Raw genomic sequence first — 16,280 nt, 5'->3', positions numbered from 1 at the left:
CGAAGAACCCGGGGGGGGGAACATCCAACACCCTCTTTCTCGAAGCGCCGCTGCCGGGACCCCGGCAGCGGCGCTTTTTTTGCGTTGTGCGCTCCTTCGCGTGATGCGCGGCCCGCGCTACCCCACGCCCAACTCCCGGACCAGCCGGCGCTCCAGCGGGGTCAGCGGTACGTCCGCGCACAGCCGCTCCGGGTGGCCGGGGGCGGGTCCGGTCAGCGGTTCGGCCTCGGGGTGCGGCCCGGTGTAGAGCATGCCGAAGGTCGCCAGGGCACGGCAGATCGCACGGCCCACGTGGCGGGGACGCAGCGGATACCAGATGGCGGGCCTCCTTCCATGGTCGCAGCGACGGACGACCACGCCACTGTCCGGTGCCCGGCCGGAGAACCGCCTCAGATCCGCTTGAGCGGGGTTGATGGCTGAAGTCTCGTGCTGGGCGATACGGTGGCCCCCGCAAGCCGTTGGTGGGGGACACGAAAGGACATGGCACGTGGCATTGAGGGCGCTTCGCTCGGCATTGGAGGCCCTGTACGTCAGGCGTCTGTCGCGCAAGCTGGACGGCCTGCCGCGTCCTCGGCACGTCGCGATCATGCTGGACGGCAACCGTCGTTGGGCCCGCGGGGCAGGTCACGACGATCCTCGCGAGGGCTACCGCGTCGGCGGGGCGAAGGTCGGCGACTTCCTGCGCTGGTGTGCCGCCGCGGACATCGAGCATGTCACCCTCTGGATGCTGTCCGACGACAACCTGCACCGGCCTCCGGCCGAACTCGGGCCACTCCTCAGCATCATCGAAGAGACCGTGGCGAGCATCTGCGCGGCCGACGAGGCCTGGCAGATCGAGGTCATCGGCGCTCTGGACCTTCTCCCGGGGGAGACCGCGAGCGCCCTGAAGGACGCCGTCGCGAGCACCACCGGCCGGACCGGCCTCAAGGTCGACGTGGCGGTCGGCTACGGCGGGCGCCGCGAGATCATCGACGCGGTCAGGTCCGCCTTCGAGAAGCACATCTCCGGCGGAGGCGACCCGCGCGAACTGGCCGAGAACTTCGACCTCCAGCACATCTCCGACAACCTGTACTCCACAGCGGGCCACGACACGGACTTCATCATCCGCACCTCGGGTGAGCAGCGGCTGTCCGGCTTCCTGCTCTGGCAGTCCGCGTATGCGGAGGTGCATTTCGTCGAAGTCCTGTGGCCCGCCTTCCGCCAGATAGATCTCCTGCGTGCGCTGCGCTCGTACGCCGCCCGGGAGCGGCGTTACGGCAGGTGACCTCCTCCCGGTCGTTCGTCCGTCGGAGTGGTTGCCGTGGACAGGTTGTGCCGCGGCCGGTGCCGCGGCCGGCGGGCCAGCACGACGGAGGCTCTGCGCCACCATGACGGGCACGGTGGCCCGGCCTTCCGGAGCACCCGCGACCGCCACACCGCCGACACGCCGCCCGCCCGCTACGACGACCTGCGTGCCCTCGTCTTCAACTGCACGCTGAAACGGTCACCGCAGAGACGGACGCCTGGGCGGCGCTGTACGAGAAGGTCATGGCGGCGGACATCCTCGTGCCGGCCGGTCCGATCTGGCTGGGAGACGACAGTTCGGTGATGAAACGGGTGATCGAGCGCCTCTACGCGTGCTCCAGCCCCCTCAACGGCGCGGGCCAATACGCCTACCACGGCCGGCGGCCGCGGTGCAAGGACGCCGGAGAGACAGGCACGGGGAGACGGGACCGGTGATTCTGCCGGTGACCGAGGGGCCGCTCGGCGTCGACAGTGGCACGGCCAGTCCAGCGGCGGCGCCCGTCGGGCCGTCGCACGCCCCGCGTGCGACTCGTGCCCCTCCAGGCGGCTCGCCACGACAGAGAGGACGATCCGTCGTGCAGCACCCGCGCAGCAGCACCGTGACTCCCGCCCACCGTCCGCGCTCGGCCCGCCGTACCGGCCGGCTCGCCGCCCTCGCCACCGCGGCCGCCGCCGTCGTCGGCCTGACCACCCTGGGCGGAACGGCGGCCCACGGAGCGGACAACCCCTATGAGCGCGGCCCGGCGCCGACCGAGTCGAGCATCGAGGCCTCGCGCGGCCCGTACGCCGTCTCCGAGTCGGCCGTCTCCCCGCTGGCGGTGACCGGCTTCGGCGGAGGGACCGTCTACTACCCGACCAGCACCGCCGACGGCACCTTCGGAGCCATAGCCGTCTCACCCGGCTACACCGGTACCCAGTCGTCCATCTCCTGGCTCGGCCCGCGCCTGGCGTCCCAGGGATTCGTCGTCTTCACCATCGACACACTGACGACACTCGACCAACCGGACTCCCGAGGGCGGCAGTTGCTCGCGGCCCTCGACTACCTCACCCAGCGCAGCCCGGTCCGCGGCCGCGTCGACAGCACACGCCTCGGCGTCATGGGCCACTCGATGGGCGGCGGCGGCACCCTGGAAGCCGCGAAGACACGCCCCTCACTGCGGGCGGCGATCCCACTGACGCCGTGGAACCTCGACAAGACCTGGCCCGAGATCAGCACCCCCACGCTCGTCTTCGGTGCCGACGGCGACACCATCGCGCCCGTCGCCACCCACGCCGAGCCCTTCTACAACACCCTGCCCGCCTCACTGGACCGGGCGTACCTGGAGCTGAACGGCGCCACCCACTTCACCCCCAACACGTCGAACACGACGATCGCGAAGTACAGCATCGCGTGGCTGAAGCGGTTCATCGACGACGACACCCGCTACGAGCAGTTCCTGTGCCCGGTGCCGCGGCCGAGCCTGACCATCGAGGAGTACCGGGGCAACTGCCCGCACACCTCCTGACCGTTCGCCGACGGCACGGCGGCGGCCGCCCCTCGCGGACGGCCGCCGCGGACGTTGTGCCGGTGCACCGCCCAGGGCCGGGCCCATTGGGCCACGCCACATGCCGCGTACCGCCCCCACCTCGCAAAACCGCAGGTCGTAGCGGTCCTGGGCCGACACTCGCCCTGGACGGACGCCTTACGCCCGTCCTGACGCGTCAGTAAGGTCGTGGGAATGAGCGGGCGAACACCTCCTGAATCCGCTGCGTCGGAATACCGGCCCGGCTCACAACGCCGTGCGCTGGAAGCCCTGCTGGACCGGTTGAGGAGCGGCGGCGCGGCCTGCGTCGTGACCGGCGAACCCGGTTGCGGACGTTCCGCCTTCCTCGCGTTCGCGGCCCGCTCCTTCGGCGTAGGACCGGTGATCGCCGTCCCCGCCGATCCCGCCCGGAACCCGCGGCACCACGCCGACCTGCGGGCCCTGTGGGACGCCGCCGGCGCACCTGCCACCCGTGCCGCCGGCTCGGACCCGGACCCGCTCGGTGCGCCGGAGGCGACGGCCGCACCCGGGCCGGTCCTGCTCTGTGTGGACGACGCCCACCTGTGGGACGCGGGCTCCCGTGCCGCCCTCGGGCACCTGGCCGCACGGCTCCCCGCCGCGAGCCGGGTCGCCCTCCTCCTCACCGTCGCCGGACACCTGCCGGTCGACGCGGAGTTCACGGGGCTGCCGTTGCTGCGCCTCGGCCCCCTGGCCCCGCCGGACGCCGCGGCCCTGCTGGACGAGGCCGCACCGGGCGCCCTCGATCCCGGGGTGCGCGCGCAGGTCGCAGCCGCGGCAGAGGGCAACCCCGCCCTCCTGCTGCGCCTGCTCCACCGGCTGACCCCCGCCCAGCTGCGCGGCCACACACCCTTGCCCAGGCCCCTCGCCGACGCCGGAACACTCACCGGCCTGGCCGGCCGCCACCTCACCGGGCTGCCGACCGGTCAGCGGGACCTGCTGCTGACGGTCGCGGCCGCCGTAGCGGCGACGGGGGAGCCGCTCGCCGACGCAGGCTTGGTCCTGCGGGCGCTCGGCCGCCTCTCGGACACCCCGCCGCGCCTGCATCCGCTGCCCGAACCGCTCGATCTCACCGACGGCCGACTCGGTTTCCGCAGCGCGCTGTTGCGCCGGACGGTGTACGCCGGCGCGCCGGCCGAGCGACGCCGCGCGACGCACGACGCGCTGGCCCGCGCGTGTCCGGACGGTCGCGACCTGATCCCGCTGCTGCACCGCTCCCTGTCCGCCGCGGCACCGGATCCCCCGCTCGCGGCCGCCCTTTCCTCCACCGCGGCCGACCCGGCGACCGGGGCCCCGCCCGCGCTGCGCTGCCGCGCCCACACCCGCGCCGCGGAGCTGACGCCGGACGGCCTGCCGCGGCTGCGGCGCTACACCGCCGCTGCCGAACAGGCCCTGCTCGCGGGGGAGTCGGCCCGTGCACTGCACCTGCTCGACGCGGTCCGCGACCATCCGGCCCCCCTCCCCGTACGCGCACGTGCCGAGCTGCTGCGCGGGATGGTCCTGTGGGGGGACGGCCCGGTGGACGACGCCCGCGAGACCCTGCTCCTCGCCGCCGCGCTGCTCGCGCCGCACGACCCCGGACGATCCGGCGCGGCCGTCCTGAGCGCGGCGCAGGCGGCCTGGGCGGCGGGAGACATCAGCGCGTGCCTGCGGACACTGGCGGACGGCACGGACCACGACGGTGTGCCGGACGGCCAGGACGAGAACGCCGGGCGCGGCGGGCGCGGTGACCCGGGTGCGCGCGGCGACCGGGGCCGGGACGGCCCGCTGCCCGGCGCGGACGGTACCAGCGGCTCGGGCGGCGGCCGTGCCGCGCCCGCCGAGCACGTGCGGCCGGCGGCGGGCGGCGCCGGCCCCGCCGCGCCTGCCGATCCCCCCGATCCGCTGCGTGACCACCGCGCCGGCATGGAGGCCGTGCTCCGGGGCCGATTCGACCGGGCCGCCGCCCCCCTCCGCCGCGTCGTGGACCAGGCCGAAGGGACGGACGAACCGGAACGGCTGCTGCGGTCGGCGGCGGCCGCCCTGCTGCTCGGCGACATCACCGCCGCCTGCCGGATCGCCGCGAGGGCGCTGGCGGCGGCTCGCACCCGCCGCTTCGGCGCGCACGAGGCGCGGGCGCTGGAGTACCTGGCCTACGGCGAGCTGCGGGCCGGACGGCACGCGCTGGCCCGGACCCGCGCGGAGGAGGGACTGCGCAGCGCCTATCGCGCCGGGCAGCGCAACACGGCCGCTCACCACCACGCCGTGCTGGCTCTCGCGGCATCGATCGAGGGCGACAGGGGCACCGTCGCCGAGCACGTGTCCGCCGCGCTCTGCACCGCCCGGCGGCATGGCCTGGCACAGGCCGCCACGCTCGCCCAGTGGGCGGCGGCCCGTGCGGACCTCGGCGGCGGCCGTCCCCGCGAGGCCGCGGACCGGCTCGGCCCACTGGTCCGGCCCGGCGCCCGGCGCGGCCACTTCGCCGTGTGGATGCTGGCCGTGCCCTGCTTCGTGGAGGCCTGCGCGCTCGCCGGCCAGCCGGACCAGGCCGGGGACGCGGTCGAGGACTTCGCGCTCTGGGCGGCCTGCGAAGCCGATCCCCAGGCGCCCGCCCAGCTCCTGCGCTGCCGTGCTCTCCTCGCCCCGCACGACACCGCCGAAGCGCTGTACCGGCAGGCCCTGCGACGGCACGAGGAGACCGCCGGCGACTTCGAACGGGCCCGCACGGAACTGCTGTACGGCAAGTGGCTGCGCAGACGCCGCCGGCCGGGCGAGGCGCGCAGCCACCTGCGGGCCGGCCTGCTCGGCTTCGAACGCTGCGGTGCCCGGCCGTGGGCGCAGCAGGCGGCCGCGGAACTGCGGGCGAACGGGGAGGCCGGTACCGCCGAGGCGGCGACACCGCCGGGAGCCGGACCGGGCGCGCTGGCCCGGCTGACCCCGCAGCAACTGCGGATAGCCCGCTGTGTCGCGCAGGGAGCCACCAACCGCGAGGTGGCTCTCAGCCTGTCGGTCAGCAACCGCACCGTCGACTACCACCTGCGCAACGTCTTCGCCGCCCTCGGCGTCCGCTCCCGGGTCGAACTCGCACGTCTCCTGGACCAGGCGGAAAAGACCGCTGCACACCTCTAGGGACCGACTGGACGGTATGCCATTCTTCGGGGCAGGACGAGTCAGGTGGCGCACCGGCACTGCTCCGTGACCGGTGCGCCGGCCCGCGGGCCGCACCGCGGGCACCACCGGGAAGCCGACCCTGGGGGAGAACCGCGATGCACCCTGTCTTACGGCCACGAACCCTGCTCCGCCCCGAGCCGTCGCCCGCGCCTCGGGCGCCCGCGCCGCGCGGCCGCTCGCTGACCGGCGCCGAGGCCCTGCCCGTGCTGCACCGCGCCGCGCGCGTGCTGCTGAACAACCTGCCCGGCCTCACCGACCGGCTGGTCGCCGCCCTCCACACACACGAACCCGCCTACCGCGCCGGTCCGGACGACACCGACGCGGCGACCTGGAAGGAGGTGCACCGCTCACTGCGCCACAGCGTCTCCTCCCTGCTCGACCCGCACGGCACCCGGGACGCGGCGCGCCGCTGCTCCTGGCAGATCGGTGTCACCCGCGCCGAGCAGGGTCTGCCCCTGCACGCGCTGCTGCACGCGTTCCGGCTGGGCGGCTCCCTGGTGTGGCAGGAACTCCTCGACGTCACGTCCCGCACGGCTCCCGAGGACGTCCGGCTCCTGGTGCACGTGGCGTCCGACGTGTGGAACTTCGTCGACGAGCACTGCACGCTCGTCGCCGACGCCTACCGGCAGACCGAACGGCGGCTCGCCTGGCATCGCGAGAACCGGGCGCGGCTGCTGGCCGGCGCGCTGCTCGACGGCACGGGCCGGATCGCCGACCTGCCCGAGACCGCGCAGGCCCTCGGACTCCCGGAACAAGGGCGGTACATCGTGATCGCCGCCGCGGGCGCACGGCCCGCCGACGGCGGTCCCGCCCTGCTGCCCCCGGCCGCGAGGGCGTACTGGTACCCGGGAACGCACACGGACTACGGCATCGTCCTGGCCGAGGACGCTCACCTGCCCCTCCACGACGAACCGGCGCCCGGGACACGCGTGGGTGTCTCGAGCGCCGTCGACGGCCTGGCCGCGGTCGGCGAGGCCCGCCGGCTGGCGGACACCGCCCTGCGCCTGTGCCCGGACCCGGGCGGCACGGTCCGGCTGACCGACCACCTCCCCGAGGCGCTCGTGGTCACCTGTCCCGAACTCGGCGCCCTGCTCCTGGAACGCGCCTTCGGCCCGCTCCGGCGCCTGGAGCCCGCAGACGCCGAGGTGCTCGTGGACACCCTGGCCGCGTGGTTAGCCTGCGACGGCTCCGCCCAACGAGCGGGGAGGCGGCTGTTCTGCCACCGCAACACCGTGCTGAACCGCCTGCGCCGCTACGAGCAGTTGACCGGCCGCTTCCTGTCCCGCCCCGCCGACCTGATCGAAACGGCTCTCGCCCTGACCGCCCGCCGCCTCGGCCACCCCGGGACGACCCTCTGACGGCCGGCCGTCCCCGCCTCGGCCGGACGCCCCGGCCCCACTGGGCGCGCGCACAAGCGCCGGTCCCCGTCACTGGGACGCGGCACCGACCGCGCCCGGACACCTGTACCGCCCCCCGGCCCCCGTGCTGTCGTGAACTCCTCCCAAGCCCCCGACGCCGTACCGCCTTCCGGTACGGCCCTGAGGAGCCGCGATGCCCCAGGCACCACCGGACGACGGGCCCACCCTGCACGTAGAGCACCTCGACGTGATGTACGGACGTGCCGTCTCCGCGATCCGCGACGTGTCCCTGACCGTGCCGCACGGCTGTGTCGTCGCTCTGCTCGGTGCCAACGGCGCCGGCAAGACCACGCTGCTACGCGCCGTGTCGGGCACACTGCGCCTGCACCGCGGCCAGATCACCGCGGGATGCGTCCGCTACGGCGGCACGGTCCTCGACGGCGGCGACCCGGTCGCCGCGGTGCGCGCCGGCGTGGTCCAGGTCCCCGAGGGACGGCGCGTCTTCGCGGGCCTCACCGTCGACGAGAACCTGCGCAGCGGCGGCCTCGGCCTCAGCCGCCGCGGTCCCGTCCGGACCGCCGAGGCACGCGAGCGCGTGTTCACGCTGTTTCCGCGGCTCGCCGAACGAGCCCGGCAGGCCGCGGGCCTGCTGTCCGGAGGAGAACAGCAGATGCTCGCCATCGGCCGTGCCCTCATGGCGGAACCGCGCCTGCTGCTCCTCGACGAGCCGTCCCTCGGCCTGGCCCCGCTCATGGTCGACCGGATCGCCGAAGTGATCCGCGAGATCCACGCCCAGGGCACCGCCGTGCTGCTCGTCGAACAGAACGCCGGGACGGCCCTGTCCCTCGCCGGCCAGGCCCACGTCCTGGAGAACGGCGAGCTACGGCTGTCCGGTCCCGCCGCCGACCTCGCCCGCACGGACGCGGTGCGCCGCCTCTACCTCGGCGAGACCGACGACGACCAGGGGGCGGCATGACCGTCCCCGAACTGAGGGTGCGGGACGTCACCGTCCGCTTCGACGGGCTGACCGCACTCGACGGCGTGTCCTTCACCGTCGAGCCCGGCACCGTGCACGCCCTCATCGGGCCCAACGGAGCCGGGAAGTCGACCTGCTTCAACGTCCTGTCCGGCCTCACCCGCCCGAGTGCCGGCACGGTTCGCCTCGACGGGGCCGACCTGACCCGGCTCGCCCCGCACCGCATCGCCGCGCTCGGGGTGGCCCGCACCTTCCAGAACATCGTCACCACCGAGGGCACGGTCGCCGACAACCTGATGCTCGGCCGCCACATCCACTGCCGCACCGGTTTCACCGCCGGCGCCCTGCGCCTGCCACGGGCGGTGCGCGAAGAGCGCGAGCACCGCTCGCGCGCCCGCGAGATCGCCGAACTCGTCGGCCTCGCACCGCACTTCGACGACCCCGTCGCCCTCCTCTCCTACGGCGATCGCAAACGCGTCGAGCTGGCCCGCGCCCTGTGCCTCGAGCCGCGCGTCCTCCTCCTCGACGAACCCGTGGCCGGCATGACCGCCGCCGAACGCGCCCGCACCGCCGGGGTGATCCGGCACATCCGCGCCGAACTCTCCCTGTCGGTCCTGCTCGTGGAGCACGACATGGGCCTCGTCATGCGCCTTGCCGACCAGGTCACCGTCCTCGACTTCGGACGCCGCATCGCCCACGGAACCCCCGGCGAGGTCCGCCGCGATCCCGCGGTGCTGCGCGCCTACCTCGGCACATCCGGGGAGGACGCCGCATGACCACCCTGCTCGACGACCTCCTCAACGGCCTCGCCCTCGGCGCGGTCCACGCACTGGTCGCCCTCGGATTCGTCGTCATCTTCAAGGCGTCGGGCGTCCTCAACTTCGCCCACGGCTCCCTCCTGCTGCTCGGCGGCTACCTCGTCGCCGTGCTCCACGAGGACCTCGGCTTCGCCGCCGCGCTCGCGGTGGCCGTCCTCGCGACCGCACTCCTCGCGGGTGCCCTCGACCGTCTCCTGCTGCAGCGCGGCGGACCGGACGCGCACGGCGCCCACGCACAGACGATCGTCACCATCGGCGTGGACATCGTCCTGCTCACCGACCTCTCCCGGCGCATCGGCGGCGACCTGCTCCCGCTGGGCGACCCCTGGGGCGACGCGGTGACCGAGGCCGGACCGGTCACCGTCGCCGACAGCCGACTCGCCGCGATCACCGTGTCCGCGGTGACCGTGGCCGCCACCTTCGCTCTCTTCCGGTACACCGCTTGGGGTCTGGCCCTGCGGGCCGCGTCGGAGGACCTGGAGGCGGCCGCGCTCATGGGCGTACGCCTGGCCCGGGTGCGCATGCTCGCCTGGTGCCTGGCCGGCGCGCTCGCCGCACTGGCCGCCGTGTTCCTCGCCGCGTTCCCCGCACCCGGCCTGGAGCGCACCACCGGCCAGATCGCGCTGAAGGCGTTCCCGGCCGCCATCCTCGGCGGCATGGCCTCACCGGCCGGCGCCCTCGCCGGCAGCCTGCTGATCGGGCTGACCGAGGCGCTCGTCGCCGGCCACCAGTCCGAGCTGCACGTCCTCGGTGACGGCTTCGGCGACGTCGCCCCGTACGCCGTGATGATCCTGGTCCTCCTGGTCCGGCCCACCGGGTTGTTCGGCGCGAGGGGAGCGGCCCGTGTCTGACCCCAGCCATCGGAAGACCGCCCGGACCCTCCTGATCGCGCTCCTCCTGTGCGTGCCCCCGTTCTACCTGGACACCTTCTGGCTGCGCATCGGCCTGTTCTCCCTGGCCGCCGCCATCGGCGCGATCGGCCTGACCCTGCTCAGCGGCACCGCCGGACAACTCTCCCTCGGCCACGCCTTCTTCCTCGCCGTCGGCGCCTACGGCTACACCTGGCTGGCCGGCGAGCCGGGACCGGGTGTGCCGACCGCGCTCGCCGCCGTGCTCGCGGTGCTCCTGGCGGGAGCCGTGGGCGGTCTGTTCAGCCCGGTCGCCGGGCGGGTGCGCGGCATCTACCTCGGCGTGGCCACACTCGCGCTGGTCTTCCTCGGCCATCACCTGCTGCTGACCGCCGACTCCGTCACCGGCGGCTTCAACGGCCGCTCCGTGCCGCCCCTGACGGTCGGCGGATTCGGCTTCGCCACCGGCGATCCCGAACTGGTCGTCCTGGGCGTGCCGTTCGGCGCCGAGGAACGCCTGTGGTATCTGGGACTCGTCCTGTTCGCGCTGACCTCGTTCACCGCGCGCGGACTGCTGCGTTCCCGCCCCGGCCGGGCCCTGGCCGCGCTGCGCGACAGCGAGACCGCGGCGGCGGTGATGGGCGTCGACGTGGCCCGTCACCGTGCGGCCGCCTTCGTCGTGTCGTCGATGTGCGCCGGGCTGGCAGGCGTCCTGCTCGCCCTGGCCTTCCGCCGCGTCGTCCCCGACTACTTCTCCCTCGCCCTCTCGGTGGACTACCTCGCCATGATCGTGCTCGGTGGCCTCGGCTCCGTTGCCGGGGCCACCGCGGGCGCCGTCTTCGTCACCGCGCTGCCGCTGCTGATGACCCGCTACGCCGACCAGCTGCCCCTGGTGGCCGCTCCTGGCTCCGGGGACGGCGCGGTCGGCCCGACCGAGGCGGCCCGCTACCTCTACGGCGCCGCCATCGTCGTCGTCCTGCTCTGCGCCCCCGACGGCCTGCACGGCGTGGCCCGTCGCCTGCGCGACCGCGTCCGGCGCCGACGGCCCGGCGCACCCTCCCGTCGTACCGCGCATCCCACCGCCCCCGCGCGACCCAAGGAGCACACCCCGTGAACGCCACGCACCCCAGACACCGCGCCACCACGGCCGTCCTCGCCGGGGCCCTGGCCCTGCTGGCCGCAGCCACCGGATGCAGCGCCAAGGCGGACGGCAAGGGCGGCGGTGACGGCGCCGACGGCGTCCGCACCGGCCCCGGAGTCTTGGCCACCACCATCCGGCTCGGCGCCCTCACCGATCTGACCGGCCCCTACGCCACCCTCGGCAAGAGCATCGTGCAGGCCCAGCAGATGTGGGCGGACGAGACCAACGCCCACGGCGGTATCTGCGGGCGCAAGGTCGAGATCACCGTCAAGGACTACGGATACGACGTACAGAAGGCGGTCACCGCGTACGCCGACATCGCCCCGGACGTGGTGGCCCTGCCCGAGGTCATCGGCTCCCCGGTGGTCGCCGCCCTGCTCGACGACGTCCAGCGCGACCACCTGCTGACCTTCCCGCAGGCCTGGGCGGCCTCGCTCCTCGGCAAGGACGCCGTCCAGGTCCTCGGCACGACCTACGACCTCGACATGATCGCCGCCGTCGACTTCCTCACCCGCACCCGGGGCCTGAAGAAGGGCGACACCATCGGCCACGTCTACTTCGAGGGCGATTACGGCGCCAACGCCCTCGAGGGCTCCACCTGGGCGGCGAGGAAAGCCGGCCTGAAGGTCGTCGGGCAGCGGATCAAGGCGACCGACACCGACCTGTCCGCGCAGGTCTCGGCGCTGCGCAAGCAGGGCGTGAAGGCCGTCCTCATCAGCGCGGGCCCCGCGCAGACCGCGTCCCTGGTCGGCGTCGCCGCCTCCCGCGGCCTGCGGGTCCCGGTCGTGAGCAGCGCCCCCGGCTTCTCGCCCCAGCTGATGAAGACCGCCGCCGCACCCGCCCTGGCGGCCATGCTCCACGTGGCGAGCGCGGCGCCCCCGGTGAGTTCCGAACTGCCCGGCGTCCGGCGGATGGTGACGGACTACCAGAAGAAGTACCCGGGTTCGCCCGTCGACTCCGGAGTGCTCTCCGGATACAACGCGGCCAAGCTGCTCGGCGACGACCTGAAGAAGGCCTGCGCCGCCGGCAGCCTGGACCGTGCGGACGTCGTCGAGGCACATCGCTCGCGGAAGAACGCCGACACCGGCCTCGGCACACCGCTGGACCTCTCCGACGTGAACCGGCCGGCGAGCCTCGCCACCTACGTGCTCAAGCCCGACGCGAAGGCGGTGGGCGCGCTCGTGGGCGTGGAGGACGCACACCGGGCACCGGGTGTGGAGGAGTACCTGCGGTGAGCCGCGGCGGCCGACGCGCCCGGCGTCAGCCGCTGTGGACGCCGACCTCGTACAGCGAGTATCCCCACCCGGTCCCGCGTTCCGTGCCCGTGATACGGACATGGCGGGCCGGTGTGGCGGTGAACCGCGCCGTGTCGAGGCCACCGTCGCCGGTGGTGGTCGACCAGGCGGTCCTCCAGTTCACGCCGTCCGTCGAGAGTTCGACGCGGTACGACCTGCCGTAGGCGCGTTCCCAGTCGAGCGTGACCCGCCCGACCAGGCGGGTCGCGCCCAGGTCGATCCGCAGCCACTGGCCGTCGCTCCAGTCGCTGGCCCAGCGTGTGTCCCGCACCCCGTCCACGGCCCGGCTCGGCGCATAGCTGGTGAACGGGTTCCACTCGGAGGAACTGGCCGTGGCCGAGGCGCCCTCGGCGAGGTTGACGTCCGCCTGGTGCCGTTCGGACGCGCCCCAGGTGTCCAGGTAGGACTGGGCGCCCCGGAAGAGGTCGTCCACCACGTCCTGGCCGCCCACGAGCCGGATGTCCTCGATCCAGTCCGGCACCAGGCCGTAGTGCGCGGCTCCGTCGGTGTTCAGGTCCCAGGTCCGCTCGCCGGTGGTCTGCCGGTCGATGAGGGAGCCGCCGTCGACGCTGTGGAAGGGATACCTCACGGGGTTGGCGGCGTCCGCGCCGCGGGGCGCCGGCCAGCCGCCCACGCCGTTCATGTCGGTGCCGTAGCCGTACCCGATGCCGTACTTGTCGCGGAGCGCGTCCGTGCGCTCGGCTTCCGCGCGGAACCCCTCGGAGCCGTGCATGTACTGGGCGATGAAGCCGCCGAGCTTGTAGACCCGCTCGGTCCAGTTCAGGTCCATCCAGCTGTGCGAGGAGATCACACCGGGATAGGAGTCGGCCTCGAGGATGTCGAGGGCGCGGCCGACGGCCTTGACGCTCATGTGGTCGACTTCCAGCATCATGTGACGCTTCATCATGCCGCGGACGGCGTACTCGCCGAGGCCGGTCAGCCCGCGGGTGTTGCACTGGGCGTCGGCGGCGTAGGAGGGGACCGTCACGCCCGCGGGGAGCTTCGCCTCCGCGCCGGGGGCCGCCGCGCCGCCGATGGGGTTGTCGTGCTGCGGCCCCGCGCACTTCTCCGTCTTCCAGAAGGTGCCGGTCGACAGGAACTGTCCGACGTTGATCGCCGTTCCCAGGCCGCCCGAGTCGAAGCGGACCCCGCACAGTGCGTTGTCGAACTTGTGGCACAGGAACATGCTGCGCACACCCAGCGCGTACAGCTCGTCCAGGCCCGCGTCGATGTCCTGCTCGTCGCACTGCGGGATGTCCAGGATCTGCTTGCAGCCGAACGGCTCGGAGGTCTCGACGCCGAGGACGACCGCCAGTTTGCCCTGTTCGACGACCTGGCGGGCCTGCGCGCTGTCGGTGACGATCCGGAACCATCCCTTCCCCGTGCCGCCGTACATCTTGTCGACATAGGCCTGCAGGTCGTACGTCATCTTCGCCTGCAACCGGATGGACGTCATCTCGTCGCAGCTGCGGTCCTTGAAGAAGTAGACCGAGCAGATCACGCCGTTGGTGACGAGGTCGTTGACGAGGACCCGCTGACCGCCGCGCCAGGCCCTTTCCACCCAGGCGTAGTAGTTCTGCTGGTGGGTCAGCGAGTCGTGCGCGGGCCAGTCCCTGAACGTCGGCCAGCCGACCGGGTCGTGCCTGCCGTCACCGCCCTTGGTGATGAAGTCGAAGACGGCCAGCGAGCCGTCGGGGTAGTGCTCGGGACAGTCCTTGAGCGCATCGGCGACCCCGGCGGCGGAGTACGTCTTGCCGCAGATGAGGCGCCCGCCGAAGGCCTCGTTGGCGAACAGGTGGTCGTGGGCGTCGACGAACCCCCGTACCCTGCCCCGCGCGTCGGTGCCCCGGAACGGCTCGCCGGTGACGTTGATCCGGGAGTCCGGCGAAGGGCGCCCGGTCGGATCCCACCAGTCGTCCGCCGCCGCCGCGCCCGGTGCGGGTCCGAGGACGACGGCCAGTACGAGGAGCAGCAACGACACGGCGGCGACGTTCCTGCGGTGGCGGTCCGGGCTTCGGCGTACGGTCATGACCCACGTCCCTCGGTCGGCGGGATGGCACAGTCGACGGACCAGGACGTCCGGACCCACAGACTCCTCGCACCACCAACCGGATTGTCATGTACGACACAATGTGTCGCCCATGAGGATCGCCACTGCCGCCTGCAACGTCAAGACTCAGGTCCCGGGCGATGACGGCCAGGACCGGGAGCAGCCGCAGAAAGGGAGGCGTCCCTCCCGCTGACGACCGGTCAGGCGTGCGTCGTCAAGATCATGTAGGGCGCGATGCGGGTCTCCGCCGGGGCCTCCTCGGCGGGGCCGCCGGCGGGGAGCGTGGGCAGGTGCACGGCCGGGGAGGGGAAGCCGGCCCCGGTCAGGAAGGACCGGTACCGGTCCAGGGAGCGGTAGTAGGTGGCGCTGGTCCTCATGGTGCCGGCGCGCAGGTGCAGCAGCGTGGCCACCGTGTCACCGTCGGCGTGGACGGCTCCCGGTTCACCGTGGCGCAGGGTGGAGAAGGCCACGCCGGTCGCCGCCGGGCAGGTCGGCGAGGACGTACGGGGCACCGGGGCGCAGAACGCGGTGGACCTCCGCGGTGAGACCGGCCAGCCGGCCGTCGTCGGGGTCGGTGCAGTACACGAGGCAGCATACGGCCGCGTCGACGCTGTCGTCAGGAAGCCAGTCCAGCGTGCGGCCGTCGAACAGCCGGGAGGAGACACGAGGGTGGGGACGTTCGGCGCGGGCGATGTCCAGCATGTCCGCCGAGAGGTCGAGAGCCTGGACGGTCCACTCCCCGGTACCAGCGAGCTGTGCCGCGACGGCTCCGGTGCCGCATCCGACGTCCAGGGCCAGCAGGCCGGGGACCGAGCCGCCGCCGAGCCGTTGCAGCACGGCAGGGAAGATCAGTTGCTCGGCCAGCCGCATGTCGCGGCCCCGGTAGGCGTCCGCCGCGGCGGAGGTGTTCCAGCCGAGGGGAGATTCGCGGCGATCAAGGCTGCTGCCTCCTGCACTCCCGCTCGGTGCGCCGGGTCTCGGGCCGCCGGAGAAACGCACGTGCGTACGGGATCCCGGCCGTGCCACGATGGCGGCGGGAAGCGAGGTCTCGTGGACGAGTTGAGGCGATTCCGCCTGGCGCTGGTCGCCTGGGCGGCCGGCGGTGCGGGGACGGACGCGGCCGCCGCGGAGGCGCGGGAACTGGCCGGCGGCGGTGTACGGACGATCGTGCTCGTCGAGGGGACCAGCGATCAGGTCGCCCTCGAGGAGCTGGCCACGCGCCACGGCCGCGACCTCGAGGCGGAGGGCGTCGCGGTGGTACCGCTCGGAGGCGCGACGAACATCGGGCGTTTCCTGGACGTGTGCGGTCCTGCCGGACTCGGCCTTCCGCTGGCCGGTCTCTGCGACATCGGCGAGGAGCGGCATTTCCGGCGTCATCTGGAGCGGGTCGGGCTCGGTTCCGGCCTCACGCACGCCGGACTGGAGACACTCGGGTTCCACATGTGCGTCGCCGACCTGGAGGACGAGCTGATCCGCGCTCTCGGAGCCGAGGGCGTGCGGCAGGTGATCGAGGCCCAGGGCGAGACGCGCCCCTTCACCACCTTCCAGAGCCAGCCGGCACAGCGGGCACGGCCCGTGGAGCACCAATTGCGTCGCTTCATGGGCACGCACAGCGGTCGCAAGGCGCTGTACGCGCAGGCACTGGTCGCTCATCTGGACCTCGAGCGCGTCCCCCGGCCGCTGGAGCGCCTCCTCACCCACGTCTGAACCCCGCGGCGGGGGGGGGGGGGGGGGGGGGGGGGGGGGGGGGGGGGGGGGGGGGGGGGGGGGTGGGGGGGGGGGGTGGGGGGGTGGGGGGGGGGGGGGGGCAAAGAGTAGA

The 16,280-nt window shown here is 73.6% G+C and carries 14 protein-coding genes and 1 pseudogene; 11 read left to right on the top strand and 4 right to left on the bottom strand.

Features of this window, described 5'->3' with window-relative positions; all coding sequences use genetic code 11:
- Positions 1-117: 117 nt before the first annotated feature.
- Positions 118-291, bottom strand: a complete 174-nt coding sequence (locus ACZ5CW_RS19670; protein WP_468602926.1) for a DUF6059 family protein — start codon at positions 289-291, stop codon at positions 118-120.
- Positions 292-493: 202 nt separating this feature from the next.
- Between ACZ5CW_RS19670 and ACZ5CW_RS19665 the strand changes: the two genes are divergently transcribed.
- The 10 genes and pseudogenes from ACZ5CW_RS19665 (at position 494) to ACZ5CW_RS19620 (ending at position 12,351) form a co-directional block, all read left to right on the top strand.
- Positions 494-1,264, top strand: coding sequence for an isoprenyl transferase (locus ACZ5CW_RS19665; RefSeq protein ID WP_468602974.1), 771 nt, complete (start codon positions 494-496; stop codon positions 1,262-1,264).
- A gap of 183 nt (positions 1,265-1,447) precedes the next feature.
- A pseudogene (locus tag ACZ5CW_RS19660) lies at positions 1,448-1,689 on the top strand (NAD(P)H-dependent oxidoreductase); the annotation flags it as partial.
- Positions 1,690-1,859: 170 nt separating this feature from the next.
- Positions 1,860-2,789, top strand: a complete 930-nt coding sequence (bdeA, locus tag ACZ5CW_RS19655) for a bis(hydroxyethyl) terephthalate hydrolase (protein WP_468602924.1) — start codon at positions 1,860-1,862, stop codon at positions 2,787-2,789.
- A 213-nt stretch (positions 2,790-3,002) separates the two neighbouring features.
- Positions 3,003-5,933: a helix-turn-helix transcriptional regulator gene (locus ACZ5CW_RS19650; protein ID WP_468602922.1), complete on the top strand. Its 2,931-nt coding sequence runs from the start codon at positions 3,003-3,005 to the stop codon at positions 5,931-5,933.
- Positions 5,934-6,070: 137 nt separating this feature from the next.
- The gene (locus tag ACZ5CW_RS19645; protein WP_468602920.1) at positions 6,071-7,333 is read left to right on the top strand and encodes a PucR family transcriptional regulator; all 1,263 of its coding nucleotides are present in this window, start codon (positions 6,071-6,073) and stop codon (positions 7,331-7,333) included.
- 193 nt (positions 7,334-7,526) lie between these two features.
- Positions 7,527-8,309, top strand: coding sequence for an ABC transporter ATP-binding protein (locus ACZ5CW_RS19640; RefSeq protein WP_468602918.1), 783 nt, complete (start codon positions 7,527-7,529; stop codon positions 8,307-8,309).
- Complete coding sequence (locus tag ACZ5CW_RS19635) at positions 8,306-9,085, top strand: ABC transporter ATP-binding protein (protein ID WP_468602916.1); 780 nt, start codon at positions 8,306-8,308, stop codon at positions 9,083-9,085. Before ACZ5CW_RS19640 ends, ACZ5CW_RS19635 begins: the two co-directional genes overlap by 4 nt.
- Positions 9,082-9,978, top strand: a complete 897-nt coding sequence (locus ACZ5CW_RS19630; RefSeq protein ID WP_468602914.1) for a branched-chain amino acid ABC transporter permease — start codon at positions 9,082-9,084, stop codon at positions 9,976-9,978. The genes ACZ5CW_RS19635 and ACZ5CW_RS19630 overlap by 4 nt, the downstream gene beginning before the upstream one ends.
- The gene (locus ACZ5CW_RS19625; RefSeq protein ID WP_468602912.1) at positions 9,971-11,089 is read left to right on the top strand and encodes a branched-chain amino acid ABC transporter permease; all 1,119 of its coding nucleotides are present in this window, start codon (positions 9,971-9,973) and stop codon (positions 11,087-11,089) included. Before ACZ5CW_RS19630 ends, ACZ5CW_RS19625 begins: the two co-directional genes overlap by 8 nt.
- The gene (locus ACZ5CW_RS19620; RefSeq protein WP_468602910.1) at positions 11,086-12,351 is read left to right on the top strand and encodes an ABC transporter substrate-binding protein; all 1,266 of its coding nucleotides are present in this window, start codon (positions 11,086-11,088) and stop codon (positions 12,349-12,351) included. Before ACZ5CW_RS19625 ends, ACZ5CW_RS19620 begins: the two co-directional genes overlap by 4 nt.
- A 25-nt stretch (positions 12,352-12,376) precedes the next feature.
- On the opposite strand, the gene ACZ5CW_RS19615 is transcribed toward ACZ5CW_RS19620, so the two are convergent.
- The 3 genes from ACZ5CW_RS19615 to ACZ5CW_RS19605 all read right to left on the bottom strand — a co-directional run bounded on the left by ACZ5CW_RS19615 (position 12,377) and on the right by ACZ5CW_RS19605 (position 15,460).
- On the bottom strand, positions 12,377-14,440 hold the full coding sequence (locus ACZ5CW_RS19615; RefSeq protein WP_468602908.1) for a discoidin domain-containing protein: 2,064 nt from the start codon (positions 14,438-14,440) through the stop codon (positions 12,377-12,379).
- Positions 14,441-14,661: 221 nt separating this feature from the next.
- Positions 14,662-14,931 carry a hypothetical protein gene (locus ACZ5CW_RS19610; protein ID WP_468602906.1) on the bottom strand — a complete coding sequence of 90 codons (270 nt, stop codon included), beginning with the start codon at positions 14,929-14,931 and terminating at the stop codon, positions 14,662-14,664.
- Positions 14,903-15,460: a class I SAM-dependent methyltransferase gene (locus ACZ5CW_RS19605; protein WP_468602904.1), complete on the bottom strand. Its 558-nt coding sequence runs from the start codon at positions 15,458-15,460 to the stop codon at positions 14,903-14,905. The genes ACZ5CW_RS19610 and ACZ5CW_RS19605 overlap by 29 nt, the downstream gene beginning before the upstream one ends.
- 51 nt (positions 15,461-15,511) lie before the next feature.
- Between ACZ5CW_RS19605 and ACZ5CW_RS19600 the strand changes: the two genes are divergently transcribed.
- On the top strand, positions 15,512-16,168 hold the full coding sequence (locus tag ACZ5CW_RS19600; protein WP_468602902.1) for a TOPRIM nucleotidyl transferase/hydrolase domain-containing protein: 657 nt from the start codon (positions 15,512-15,514) through the stop codon (positions 16,166-16,168).
- Positions 16,169-16,280 lie beyond the last annotated feature (112 nt).

The organism is Streptomyces sp. NPDC031379 (assembly GCF_055569615.1).
This window is presented reverse-complemented; position numbering and strand designations above follow the sequence as displayed.

Excerpts from the sequence above, each read along its gene's own strand:
- ACZ5CW_RS19650 (WP_468602922.1), top strand. The coding sequence starts at position 3,003 with ATGAGCGGGCGAACACCTCCTGAATCCGCTGCGTCGGAATACCGGCCC.
- ACZ5CW_RS19645 (WP_468602920.1), top strand. The coding sequence starts at position 6,071 with ATGCACCCTGTCTTACGGCCACGAACCCTGCTCCGCCCCGAGCCGTCG.
- ACZ5CW_RS19640 (WP_468602918.1), top strand. The coding sequence starts at position 7,527 with ATGCCCCAGGCACCACCGGACGACGGGCCCACCCTGCACGTAGAGCAC.
- ACZ5CW_RS19635 (WP_468602916.1), top strand. The coding sequence starts at position 8,306 with ATGACCGTCCCCGAACTGAGGGTGCGGGACGTCACCGTCCGCTTCGAC.
- ACZ5CW_RS19630 (WP_468602914.1), top strand. The coding sequence starts at position 9,082 with ATGACCACCCTGCTCGACGACCTCCTCAACGGCCTCGCCCTCGGCGCG.
- ACZ5CW_RS19615 (WP_468602908.1), bottom strand. The coding sequence starts at position 14,440 with ATGACCGTACGCCGAAGCCCGGACCGCCACCGCAGGAACGTCGCCGCC.